General features: G+C 69.8%; 10 protein-coding genes and 1 tRNA gene. 8 read left to right on the top strand and 3 right to left on the bottom strand.

Going from position 1 to position 12,413, the window contains the following annotated elements; all coding sequences use genetic code 11:
* The first annotated feature begins 87 nt into the window (after positions 1-87).
* Positions 88-240 (top strand): hypothetical protein, encoded by a 153-nt coding sequence (locus tag ACZ48Z_RS00835; RefSeq protein ID WP_328745678.1) that lies wholly within the window; start codon positions 88-90, stop codon positions 238-240.
* A 61-nt stretch (positions 241-301) separates the two neighbouring features.
* On the opposite strand, the gene ACZ48Z_RS00830 is transcribed toward ACZ48Z_RS00835, so the two are convergent.
* Positions 302-862, bottom strand: coding sequence for a CGNR zinc finger domain-containing protein (locus ACZ48Z_RS00830; protein WP_468733630.1), 561 nt, complete (start codon positions 860-862; stop codon positions 302-304).
* Positions 863-1,695: 833 nt separating this feature from the next.
* Positions 1,696-2,109: an SsgA family sporulation/cell division regulator gene (locus ACZ48Z_RS00825; protein ID WP_004002642.1), complete on the bottom strand. Its 414-nt coding sequence runs from the start codon at positions 2,107-2,109 to the stop codon at positions 1,696-1,698.
* Positions 2,110-2,300: 191 nt separating this feature from the next.
* On the opposite strand from ACZ48Z_RS00825, the gene ACZ48Z_RS00820 reads away from it, so the two are divergent.
* From ACZ48Z_RS00820 to ACZ48Z_RS00790, 7 genes are all read left to right on the top strand, one after another.
* Positions 2,301-2,762 carry a TIGR02611 family protein gene (locus tag ACZ48Z_RS00820; protein WP_468733629.1) on the top strand — a complete coding sequence of 154 codons (462 nt, stop codon included), beginning with the start codon at positions 2,301-2,303 and terminating at the stop codon, positions 2,760-2,762.
* Between the two features lie 76 nt (positions 2,763-2,838).
* Positions 2,839-2,910 (top strand) — tRNA-Val (locus ACZ48Z_RS00815).
* Between the two features lie 455 nt (positions 2,911-3,365).
* The gene (locus ACZ48Z_RS00810) at positions 3,366-4,655 is read left to right on the top strand and encodes an extracellular solute-binding protein (protein ID WP_468733628.1); all 1,290 of its coding nucleotides are present in this window, start codon (positions 3,366-3,368) and stop codon (positions 4,653-4,655) included.
* Between the two features lie 14 nt (positions 4,656-4,669).
* On the top strand, positions 4,670-5,626 hold the full coding sequence (locus ACZ48Z_RS00805) for a carbohydrate ABC transporter permease (RefSeq protein ID WP_468733627.1): 957 nt from the start codon (positions 4,670-4,672) through the stop codon (positions 5,624-5,626).
* Positions 5,623-6,495, top strand: coding sequence for a carbohydrate ABC transporter permease (locus ACZ48Z_RS00800; RefSeq protein ID WP_468733626.1), 873 nt, complete (start codon positions 5,623-5,625; stop codon positions 6,493-6,495). Before ACZ48Z_RS00805 ends, ACZ48Z_RS00800 begins: the two co-directional genes overlap by 4 nt.
* 10 nt (positions 6,496-6,505) lie before the next feature.
* Complete coding sequence (locus ACZ48Z_RS00795; protein ID WP_468733625.1) at positions 6,506-7,102, top strand: hypothetical protein; 597 nt, start codon at positions 6,506-6,508, stop codon at positions 7,100-7,102.
* A 90-nt stretch (positions 7,103-7,192) separates the two neighbouring features.
* The gene (locus ACZ48Z_RS00790) at positions 7,193-9,928 is read left to right on the top strand and encodes an exo-rhamnogalacturonan lyase family protein (RefSeq protein WP_468733624.1); all 2,736 of its coding nucleotides are present in this window, start codon (positions 7,193-7,195) and stop codon (positions 9,926-9,928) included.
* A 60-nt stretch (positions 9,929-9,988) separates the two neighbouring features.
* Here the strand turns inward: ACZ48Z_RS00790 and ACZ48Z_RS00785 are convergent, their stop codons facing one another.
* Positions 9,989-12,340 (bottom strand): SCO7613 C-terminal domain-containing membrane protein, encoded by a 2,352-nt coding sequence (locus ACZ48Z_RS00785; RefSeq protein WP_468733623.1) that lies wholly within the window; start codon positions 12,338-12,340, stop codon positions 9,989-9,991.
* Positions 12,341-12,413 lie beyond the last annotated feature (73 nt).

The raw sequence follows: 12,413 nt of genomic DNA, 5'->3' as shown, positions 1-12,413 counted from the left end.
CGGACATTACGGAATCCGGCGAACTCCCGCTCATTCCGGGCGTGTTGATCGCGCCGGGGGTGCCGACTGCGCCATCATCACCACGAGATGCTGGACACGCAACAGAGCGACACCGCGCCGCCGCAGGACGAGCCGCGTGGATGCCTTTTCGCCCTTTCCCAGCCACCGCTGATGATCTTCCTTGCGGTGATCGGGTGTCTGCTGCTCATGGCTGCGCTGCACGACCTGCTGCTGCTCTGAGCCATACCCGTGGTCCCCGGCGTCACCCGTCGGGGATCACGTCGACCCCTCCGCCGACGCGTCAGCCCGCGGCTTCCTTGCGTCGCGCCCGGTACGCGGCCACATGCAGACGGTTTCCGCAGGTACGGCTGTCGCAGTAGCGCCGCGAGCGATTGCGGGAGAGATCGACGAAGGCCCGCCGGCAGTCGGGGGCCTCGCAGCGCCGCAGCCGCTCCTGCTCACCGGCCACCACGAAGAACGCCAGCGCCATGCCGCAGTCGGCGGCCAGGTGATCGGCCACGGAGGCGCCCGGCGCGAAGTAGTGCACGTGCCAGTCGTAGCCGTCATGGTCCGTGAGCTGGGGGGTGGTGCCCGCGGCGGCGACCAGGTCGTTGATCAGGGCGGCGGCGGCCCGGGCGTCCGGGGAGGCGAAGACCGAGTCGAACCGGCCGCGAATCCTGCGCACGGCCGACAGATCGAACTCCGAGAGCGTCCCGACATCACTGATCTCGTGGTTCCGTACGAAATCCTCGAGCGCCGTGACATCCGGCAGCGCGTCCGTGGCCGCGTCGTCCTCTGGTGCGGTGTTCACCAGATCGACCACGGTGTCGAGGGCACACCGGGTGTCGTGGGTGATCAGCACGATTCGCTCCCTGGCCTGGAGGTCGGGCGGACGCCCGCCGATGCAGGCCGATGGTAGTGGCTCACGGCACCGAGATGCCGAGCCCGCCGTCCGTCACCCCGGGCGACGGGGCCGGAGGTCCCGCTGGGACGAGACCGGAGGTCACTCATCGGCCTGGGAGGGCGGCCCTTGGCGGGACGGGGGCGGCGGTGCCCTGGCGGGACGGGACCGGCGCTTCCGACCGGCTGTGGTCGGCCGTCCCGGCCGGGACGGGAGGGGCGCTGCCGACTGGATCAGGCCAGGGTTCCCCGGGGATCGAGCGCGTCGGTCCACGGCCGGGTGGGACCCAGCAGTCCCGGCCGAAGAGGCAGGCGGCGGGATACGGCCACCGGCCTGTGGTGGGACGAGGCCGGCGGCGCCCGTCGGTCCTGACCAGGAGGGAGCGCCCGCCGCGGCGGGGTGGGGCCAGCGGTCCCGTCCCACCCACTGTGAGCGGCCCGGGCGGACGAGACCGGTGCTCCCGGCCGACCGAGGCCGGCCGGCCGGCGATGAGGGGCGATGAGGCCGGCGGCCTCAGCGGACCGAGTCCATCGGCGCGCACTCGGATCGAGGCAGGGCTCCCGGCCCGGGACGAGCGCGCCGGCCCCAGCCGGGCGAAACCGGCGGTCGCGCCGCACCGCACCGTACCGGCGGTCATAGCCGCACGAGACCGGCGGTCGCGGCCGGACACGCGGCAGGTGCCGTGGTTACGGAGCGCTCCGCAACCACGGCACCTGCCGTTCTCTATTCGGTTGTGGGTACCCGAGCCGTCTCCCCGAGTGGACGGCGCCGGGCGGCTCTGTACGGTCTCGCGCCTAGCTTTCCGCCAGGATGTGCGAGAGCTCCTGATCCAGATCGAAGTGGCGGTGCTCGGTGCCCGGGGGCACGGCGGCGTCCGTCCGCTTCAGGAAGGACTCCAGGGCCCGTGCCGGGGCCTCGAGCAGCGCCTCGCCCTCAGGGGAGCTCAGGGCGATGCATACGACGCCCTGACCGTGACTGCGCGACGGCCAGACTCGGACGTCGCCGGTTCCGGTGGGCCGGTGGAGGCCCTCCGCGAGGAGGTCGCGGGCGAACACCCACTCGACGGTCTCCTCGGCTCCGGTGTGGAAGGTGGCGTGCACGGCGTAGGGGTCGGCCGTGTCGTACCGCAGGCCTGCGGGGACAGGCAGGGAGGACTCGCTCGACACAACGAGGCGCAGGTGCAGCTCGCAGCTGACCGTGGTGTTCATAAGCGCCAGGGCCTTTCGCTCAGTGTGCGCTCGGGGATTCGCACGTCGGCGAAATCGACATGCCACCTACGGTGGCGTTGTAAACCCCTCTGAGTGTTTTGCGTGCCTTTACGTAACTCTTCCGGCCGAGACCCCGTTCGCGAGGTACGACCATTCCGGTGACCGGTTTCTCTCCGGTAGGGTTTGGCTGTATGAATACGGGGAGTGACGATCGGGGCGAGGTCGCCGTGGCATCCGATGAGAAGGCCGAGGACGGGACGGACGGGGAGCGGGACGAGCAGGGCCTCGGGTCCAAGGCGCCGGAATTCATCAAGTCACGTCGGCTGCTGCACCTGAGCTGGCAGGTCTGCATCTTTGTCGTCGGCCTCGCGGTCGTGGTCGCCGGAATCATCATGCTGCCGCTGCCGGGACCCGGCTGGGTCGTGATCTTCGGCGGAATGGCGATCTGGGCGACCGAGTTCGTCTGGGCCCAGCTCGTGCTGCGCTGGACCAAACGCAAGGTGACCGAGGCGGCCCACCGTGCCCTCGATCCCAGGGTGCGCCGGCGCAACATCACCCTGACCGCGGTCGGCCTGGTGGTCATCGCCGCGATCCTCGGGGTCTACCTCTGGAAGTTCGGCTTCGAGATGCCCTGGAACATCAAGGACCAGTGAGCCGTGCGCGGGTGCCGTGCCTGTCACCGCTGGTCACAGGCACCCCCTGACATGGGGTAATCTTCTTCCTGCGTCCGGGCGATTAGCTCAGTGGGAGAGCGCTTCGTTCACACCGAAGAGGTCACTGGTTCGAACCCAGTATCGCCCACCCGGACCGACGGCCCGTCTGCGAGAACGCGGACGGGCCGTCGGCGTGTGTACATCCACGGATCGCCGTGCGCGGCCGATGTCCGCCGCCGCTCTCGCGTAAAGCGGCAATCCGCTACGCGTGAAGCGGCGACCCGCCACGCGTGACCACCGCTTCCGCCGCGCGTCACCCTGCGCAGCCGCGACCCCCTGTGGCCCGTCCCTTATCGGCCGCCCGCCGATCTCGTGCGGCGGCACGTGTTCCGTTCGGCCGGCCGACTCAATGTCTCTCACCTGGGGCATCGTCAGTTCCCGCGGGTCGTCAGGCCGTTGGGCGCAGCCCTGCCTCTCACCACATTCATGAGAAATTCCTGTCCGAATCATTGACGCACTCCCGAGCCCTCCGTAGCTTGTGCCAGCAAGCGCTTACTTGAAACGATTCATGCAGGCGGCGACGCTGCGGGGAGGGGACCGACTGTGGGAACCAGCAGGAATGTTGAGAGGCGAACGATCCTGAAGACGGCCGGGGCTACAGCGGCGACGCTGGGGCTGGCGGCGACGACCGGCTGCGGTGGGGACAGCGGCAGTTCCGGGGACGGAACCGTGACGCTGCGTTACGCGTGGTGGGGTGGCGAGCCGCGCACCATCGCCATCAAGAAGACGATCGCGCTCTTCGAGAAGAAGTATCCGAAGATCAAGATCAAGCCTGAATTCACCGACTACGAAGCGTTCTGGGAGAAGTTCCAGACCCAGGCCTCCGGCGGTAATCCGCCGGACGTTTTCCAGAATGCCGTCGGTTTCCTGCGCAAGTACGACAAGCGCGGTGTTCTGCTGGATCTCAAGACGCAGGCGGACGCCGGGAATCTGAGCCTGGACAACTTCCGCAACGGCATTCTGGCGAACGGTCAGGTCGACGGCAAGCAGATCGGCATACCGGTCGGCGCCAACACCATGGCGCTCGTCATCGACCTCAAGGCCTTCAAGAAGGCGGGCGTGGAGGCGAAGTTCGGCTGGACGTGGGACGAGTACTTCGCCGCGCTCCAGACGATCCAGGACAAGCTGAAGATCGCCGGTGACACCGGCTACTTCGCCATCATGTACCTCTACGACCTGTACCTGCGTCAGAACGGCAAGGCCTTCTTCACCGACTCCGATCTCGGTTTCACCGAGGACGATGTGACGCAGTGGTGGACGGACGGCTACAAGCGCGTGAAGTCCGGCCTCGTGGCCGACCCGAAGAAGATCGAGCAGGTCAAGCCGAAGTCCGGGCTCTCGGCGGGACTCGCCGCGTCCGAGTTCACCTGGGACAACTTCTCCATCCGTTACGAGGGCGAGGGCACCTCGGACTACGGGCTCGCGCCGATCCCCACCATGGACGGCAAGCAGACCGGCCAGTACCTCGGTTCGCTGATGCTCAGCGGCTTCTCCGGGACCAAGCACCCGAAGGAAGTTGCCCAGTTCATCAGCTTCATGGTCCACGACCCCGAGGTCGGCAAGATCATGGGCTACGACCGCGGCATCCTCGCCACGACCGAGCAGTACGACGCGTTCAAGCCGGCCGACGCCCAGAACAAGGGCGTCGCGGCCTACGAGGACGAGGTCGCCAAGGCAGGCGTGCTCGGGAAGATCACTCCGCACCCGTCCGGCGCCGACGTGATCGAGGCGGCGTTCCTGCGCCTCGGCGGCGAGGTCGCCCAGGGCAAGACCAAGCCGGCCGACGCCGCGAAGGCGCTGTTCAGCGAGGCCAAGGCCGCGTTCGCGGGCTGAGGGGACGTACCACCATGACGCTCGTCAAGGAAGCGCCCGTGCGCCCGGCGAAGAAGCGGTCCGCCGCTCCTGTCGCCGGGCGGCGCGGGCGGCGCCGCGAGAACCTCGCCGGCTACCTCTTCATGTCGCCGTGGATCGCGGGATTCCTGCTCCTCACGGCGGGACCGATGATCGCGTCCCTGTACTACGCGTTCACCCGGTACAACCTGTTCACGCCGCCCGAGTGGGTGGGGTTCGACAACTTCACGACGATGTTCCACGACCCGCGCTGGCAGAAGTCGGTGGAGGTCACGCTCAAGTACGTCGTCGTGGCCACTCCGCTGAAGCTGCTGCTCGCGCTCGGCGTCGCGCTGCTGCTCGCGCAGCAGAGGCGCGGGCAGGGCCTGTACCGGGCCGCGTTCTACATGCCCTCGCTCATCGGTGCCAGCGTCTCCGTCGGGTTCGTCTGGCGGGCGCTGTTCTCCGACGACGCGATCGTGGACCGTACGCAGAAGATCTTCGGTGTCGACGTGGGCGGCTGGATCGGCGACCCGGACTACGTCCTCTACTCCCTGGTGGCCCTGAGTATCTGGCAGTTCGGCGCGCCGATGGTCATCTTCCTGGCCGGTCTCAAGCAGGTCCCGCGGGAGCTGTACGAGGCCGCCGAGGTGGACGGCGCAGGTCCCTTCCGCAGGTTCTGGAACATCACGCTGCCGATGATCTCCCCGGTGCTCTTCTTCAACGTGCTGCTGGAGTCCATCCACGCGTTCCAGGTGTTCGGCTCGGCGTACGTCGTCTCCGACACCCGGTGCGGGCCCGCCGACGCGACGCTCGTCTACACCTGTTACCTCTACCAGAAGGGCTTCAAGGAGGCCCAGATGGGCTTCGCCTCCGCGATGGCCTGGTCGCTGGTGGTGGCGGTTGCGCTGGTCACGGCGGTCCTGTTCTGGTCGCAGAAGAAGTGGGTGCACTACGAGGAGGCGGCCAAGTGACCACTGTCAGCACCCCTGTCGTGCGCACCGCGAACGAGCGGCGGCGCACCGGATCGATCGCGTGGCACGTGGGCTCGCTCGCCGTCCTGGCCGTCGTCCTGTACCCCGTGATCTGGGTCCTCGGGGCCTCGTTCAAGCCGAGCAAGGACATCATCGCCAGCATCGACCTGCTGCCGTCCAAGCCGGTCTGGGCGAACTTCTCCGGGCTCGCCGACGGCATCTCCGGCATCTCCATCGGCACCTTCTTCACCAACTCGCTGATGTACGCGGGCCTCGCCGTGGCCGGTGTCGTGATCTCCAGCTCGCTGACCGCGTACGCCTTCGCCAAGATCCGGTTCGCCGGGCGGAACCTGCTGTTCACGCTGATGATCGGCACGCTGCTGCTGCCGTACCACGTCCTGCTGATTCCGCAGTACGTGCTGTTCCGCAAGCTGGAACTCGTCGACACACTGGTGCCGCTGGTGGCGGGCAAGTTCCTGGCCACGGAGGCGTTCTTCGTCTTCCTGATGGTGCAGTTCATGCGCGGGCTGCCGCGCGAACTGGACGAGGCCGCCAAGCTCGACGGCTGCGGGCACCTGAGGACCTACTGGTCGATCGTGCTGCCGCTGTGCCGTCCGGCCCTCATCACCAGCGCCATCTTCACCTTCATCAACGCGTGGAACGACTTCATGGGGCCGTTGATCTATCTCAACAGCCCTGACAAGTACACCGTCTCGCTCGGTCTGATGATGTTCCGCGACCAGGAGGGCATCTCCAACTACGGCAGCATGATCGCGATGTCGCTGGTGGCGCTGGTGCCGGTCATCGCCTTCTTCATGGCCTTCCAGCGCTATCTCATCGACGGCATGGCGACCTCCGGACTGAAGTGAGGCGGTCAGCATGGCGCAAGCGCGTGTGAAGGCCCGTCGCAGGGCGTCCGTGTTCGGCGGCGAGCGCTTCGCTCTCTTCGCCGAGGCGCTCCTCACCGGAGTGTGGATCGCCGTGGCCTGTCTCGGTCTCGTCACCTACCCCGCGGCCTTCGCGGCCGGCGCGCGGCATCTGCGGCGGCGTGCCGGCCATGAGGCGGGCGGCTGGCGGGAGTTCGTCGCGGACTTCCGTACGGCCGTGCGCCGCGGGTGGCTCGTCGGGGTGGCCGGGTGGGCCGCGGCGGCCGCGGTCTGGGTGGACGTCCAGGCCGCGCGCGCCGGTATCCCCGGTGGCCCGTTCGTCGGGGCCGTCGGACTGCTGGCGCTGATCGCGCTGGCGGTGGCCGGGCTGCGCGCGGCGGCCGTGTGGACGCCGGGCGCCGCCTGGCGCGCGCTGCTCGCGGACGCCGTACGCCGTACCCTGCGCGATCCCGCCGGATCGTTCCTGATCGTCGCCGGTCTGGCCGTCGTGGCCCTGTCGGCGGGCTTCGTCGCACCGCTGGCGGTCCCCGTCCTCGGGGCCGTCGCGGCGGCGGCCGTCGCCGTGGAGGAACGCCACCGCCGCCGCTGACGGCGGTGCCCCCGACCTGGGTCGGCGCCCTGGGCGTCGCACCTCTCTCTGTCATGCCCCTGACCAGACTGTCCATGGAAAGGAACGGCCATGTCCCCCATCCCCCGCAGGTCCATCCTCAAGGCGGCCGCCGTCGCCGGTGCCGCCGCGCAGTTCAGCTGGGCGTTGGGCACCAAGGACGCGCAGGCCGCGCCGAGAGCCGCCGAGGCCGACGACAGTCCCGTGACCCTGGACTGGCTGGAGGACGGCGGCCTCGGTGCCGCGCCCGGCTCCACCGTCGGTGTCCCCTGGCCGAAGGGCGTCCACCAGGAGGGCCAGAAGTTCGCGGTGACGGACGCGGACGGCAAGGGCGTGCCGGTCCAGTCCTGGCCGCTCGCCTACTGGCCCGACGGCTCGCTCAAGTGGACCGCCCACGCGGTCAGTTCGGGCAACGGCAAGCTGTCGTTGAGCGCCGGTGACGCCGCCGTACCCGCCAAGAAGGTCACCGTCGACAAGAGCGGTGGCGCGATCACCGTCTCCACCGGGGTCATCACGGCGAAGATCGGCAAGTCGGGTGCCACGCTCATCAAGTCGGTGACCCGCGGCACCACCGAGATCGCCAAGAACGGGCGGCTCGTGCTGATCCGCCAGCCCGAGATCGAGGACGAGGACCAGGGCACGGTCAAGACGGAGCGCTTCGAGGGGGCCATCTCCGAGGTCACCGTCGAGCAGTCGGGTCCGGTCCGTGCGGTCGTCAAGATCGACGGCAAGCACCGCAAGGGCAACCGCAGTTGGCTGCCGTTCTCGATCCGCCTCTACTTCTACGCGGGCGCCGATTCCTTCCGCATGGTGCACACCATCACCTACGACGGCACCCAGGAGCCCGGCAAGGCGAGCGGAGACTTCATCCGCGGCCTCGGTGTCCGCTTCACCGTGCCGATGCGGGACCAGTCCTACGACCGCCACGTCCGGATCGGCGGCGAAGGGACCGGCCTGCTGCGGGAGGCCGTCAAGGGCATCACCGGTCTGCGCCGCGACCCCGGCATCGCCGTGCAGGAGGCCCAGTACGCGGGCAAGAAGCTGCCCGACCCGGCCACCTGGGACCAGCGGGTCACCACCCGGCTCCAGTACATCCCCGAGTGGGGCGACTACACCCTCTCCCAGCTCTCCTCCGACGGCTTCACCCTGCGCAAGCGCACCAAGAAGGGGCACGGCTGGATCGGCGCCGGCGGGGGCGGGCGGGCCTCCGGGTTCGGGTCCGTCGGTGGCGCGAGCGGCGGACTCTCCTTCGGGCTCCGGGACTTCTGGGAGCGCCACCCCTCCCAGCTCGACATCCGTGACGCGCAGACCGACGAGGCCGAGGTCACCCTCTGGCTCTGGTCGCCCGAGGCCCAGCCCATGGACCTGCGCTTCTACCACGACGGCATGGGCCAGGACACCTTCGCCGAACAGCTCGAAGGCCTCAACATCACCTACGAGGACTACGAGCCCGAGTTCGGCACGCCGTACGGCATCGCCCGCACCTCGGAACTGCTGTTCTGGGCCAACGAGTCGACGCCCACACCGGAAGTCCTGGCCCAACAGATCGAGGCCGTACGGGTGTTGCCGCAGCTCGCCGCGCCGCCCAAGCAGCTCATCAAGGCGAAGGTCTTCGGACCTGGCCTGTACTCCGAGCCGGACCGCTCGACCCCGGCCAAGGCGAAGATCGAGGACCACCTCGACTTCCTCTTCACCTACTACAAGGACCAGGTGGAGCAGCGCCGTTGGTACGGCTTCTGGGACCACGGCGACATCATGCACACCTACGACACCGTCAGGCACCAGTGGCGGTACGACATCGGTGGCTACGCCTGGGACAACTCCGAGCTCTCGCCGGACCTCTGGCTCTGGTTCGCCTACATCCGCAGCGGACGCGCGGACATCTTCCGGTTCGCCGAGTCCATGACCCGGCACACCGGTGAAGTGGACGTATACCACCTGGGGCAGTGGGCCGGACTCGGTACCCGACACGGTGTGCAGCACTACGCCGACAGCGCCAAGCAGCAGCGCATCGCCAACACGACGTACCGCCGCTACTACTACTTCCTCACCGCCGACGAGCGCGTCGGTGACCTCATGCACGCCAACGTCGACTCCGACGAGACGTTCCTCGTACTGGACCCGCTGCGCAAGGTCCGCACCGACACGTACACGCCCGACCGGCACGCGCTGTCCGTCGGCTTCGGCACGGACTGGAGCGGACTGGTGTCGGCCTGGCTGACCGAGTGGGAGCGCAAGGGGCCCAAGTGGGAGAAGGCCAGGGCCCGGGTGCTGTCGACGATGGAGGGCATCGCCGCCCAGCCCAACGGCTTCGTACAGGGAAGCGGACTGTACGACCTCGACACGGGAAGGTTCGCGGTCGCTCCGGCGCCGGTGGTGGGGGTCTCGCACCTGTCCGCCGTGTTCGGGCTCAACGAGTTGTGCGCCGAGCTCATCGACCTGGTCGACATGCCGAAGTTCAACGAGGCGTACTTCGACTACTGCCGCTACTTCAACGCGACCAAGGCCGAGCAGGCGGCCCGTTACGGGTCCAACTTCGGGTCGCTGCTGCTGTTCCAGGGGCACTCACGCCTGGACGCGTACGCGGCCGTCAAGACCGGGGACGCGAAGCTGGCCACGCGCGCGTGGGACAAGTTCTACAACTCCGACGGGTACAAGGAGTCGTCGCCCTGGAAGACGGAGGCGTTGAGCGGACCGGTCGCGTTGGTGGCGGGCAGCGAGGCGGCCTGGGTGGCGACCAACGACACCGCGCTGTACGGGCTGGCCGCGATCGAGAACCTGGCGCTTCTCGGGGACAGGATGCCGTAACGGTCCGCGGCGAACTGCGGGGCCGGCGTGGCCGGTCCCGCAGTTCCCCACGCCCCTGAGTCAGTTCATCCGGCCCAGGTTCTCCCGTATCCGTCGGACGTCCCTGAGGCGCTGTTCGTAGGTCGCTCCCAGGGCCAGCAGCATGAGGCCGGCCAGGGCGGGCGGTACCCAGCGGGGCAGGGCGTCCGCCACCTGGACGAGGTACGGGGCGAGTTCGTGCAGGGCGTCCAGGATCAGGACACCGCCGCCCAGGACAAGAGGGGCCTGCAAGCGGTGGGCGGCGCCTGCCAGGGTGATCGACAGGGCCGCTGTGCCCAGCAGCAGGGGGCGCGCCCAGTGGGGATCGCTCCAGGCCGCGACGAGGCTCGGCAGGAGGGTGACGGCCAGGCCGGGGGCGTACGCCGTCCAGGACGAGATCCGCGGGTCACGGCGGTGGCGCAGGACGCCGACCAGCAGCGCGGGAACCGTGACCGGGAGCGTGTACGCCTCCGGGGTGCCGATGTCCCAGGCCGCGAGTCGGACCCAGGTGGCCGCGAGGAACAGTGCGGCGGCCGCGTACCCGACCGGTCGGCGGTCCGTACGGATCGCCGTGCCCGCCGCGATCACCCCGCACAGGGCCAGGACCGTGGCGAGCAGGGGAGTGTCGGTCGCCGCCAGCGCGATGGCGAGCAGGCCGGCCGCCACTCCTGCCGCCTCGACCGGCACGGTGGCCTTCGGGTCACCGAGCCGCGGGGCCAGCAGAGCCGCGGCCGCCGGGATCGCGAGGACCAGGAGGGCGGTGTGCGCCGGTGACCAGTCCGCCGCGGCGCCGGTCGCAACGGCGAGCGCGGTGCCGTAGACCAGGGCGGTCGGGGCCGTGAACGGGGCGAGGCGCCAGGAGGCCGCCGTGAACAGTGCGACCAGACCGCAGAGCACGACTAGGGTCGCGGTCTGGGACGCGAGGGCGAGGAGGACGAGGCTCGCCGAGGTCACCAGTGCGAGGGCGAGGGCTGTCAAACGCTGCTGTAGGAACATGGCTGCCGAGAGAGCCCCGACCGTTACGACGCCCGTGACCAACAGGCCCGCGACGTAAGGGAGTTCGAGCACTGCGGGGAGCGTGAGCGCGGTGGCCCAGGCCAGGCCCAGGGCTCCGTTCAGGGCGCGGGGACGCCAGGTCGTGTCCCGTACCGCCAGGGCGAGCACGCCCGCGACGGCGGCCAGGACGATGGGCACGGCCCCAGAGTGCGGCGGCCAGGTCATGCCGACGGCCGCCGCGGCGCGGGCGTCCGACGGGGCGCCGGTCCAGGCCTGCGAGATCCAGGCGAGCGGACCCATCACGACGGCACCGACGACCGGCACGGCCCACAGCAGGGCCAGTGCCTGTACGGCGCCCGAGGCCCAGACGAGACCTCGTCGTACCGCGTCCGGCAGCCGGTTGAGCCGGAGCGCTGCCAACAGGGCGATACCGAAGGCCAGATGGACCGGGACCGTCCACGGTTCGGGCAGTGCGGACCGGGCGGCACCGCCGAGGGCCGCCACCGTGAGCAGCCCGGAGGCGACGGCCAGGCCGAGCGACTGCTTCTGCCGGGCCGCCCCCAGGGCGATCGCCGCCGCGAGGAGAAGGAGCGCCGCCGCACGGGCGGCGGCGCTCGGGCCGGAGGCTGTCCAGGTCAGCCAGCCGGCGGCCAGTACGCCCCAGGCGCCCGTCCCGTACGCGCCGATCGCGGCGACCACGCGTACGGATTTGGGCGTCACCCGGAGCGTCACAACCGTGTCGGACCCGGCCGTCACCAACAGTGCGGCCGTGAGACCGTAGGCGCCCGCGTCGGCCGCGACCGCCCAGAAGAACAGCGGGAGTTGGGCCGCGACCAGGGCGGCGGGGCGGGGCAGGCGCAGCCCTTCGGCGCGCGGCAGAAGCCCGTACGCCGTCCAGAGGCCGGCCAGGAGGGCCGAGGCGACCGCCGTGTAGGCCGCCCCGGGTGTCTGCGGGAGAGCGGCCCCGTGCAGGGCGTAGGCGTCCAGGACGGTCAGTGCCAGACCCAGGCCCGCGACCGTCTCGGCCGTCGACCGCAGCTCCCGCTTCAGCAGGAACAGCGGGGCCCCGAGCGCCGCCGCGGTGACCGCGCCGAGCACCAGGGCCCGGCCGGTGATCCCCAGATGACCCCAGCTGACCAGCGTGAACACCATCGCAGCGACCGTGAGGAGGACACCGCCGAGCACGAGGAGCAGGTTCTGCACACTCGGTCGGCTCGCCTCGGGGCGGGGGAGCGCGGAGGGCGTCGGTCCGGCCGGCTGGGGCGCGTGCCACTTCGGCTGGAGCGCGGCGACAAGCCAGGCCCGGCGGGCCAGCAACTGGGCCCGGCGGGCGTCCAGTTGCCACAGTTCGGCGTCGAGGAGCCGCAGCTCCTCGGCAGGTGGCGGGATGTGGGTCATGCTGTGAAGTGTGGGCTCGGTCACGCGGCGCGACATGAGTACACGTACTCAGGACGTACTCGAATCCGCTGAC

The sequence above is a fragment of the Streptomyces sp. NPDC031225 genome (genome assembly GCF_055570355.1).
This window is presented reverse-complemented; position numbering and strand designations above follow the sequence as displayed.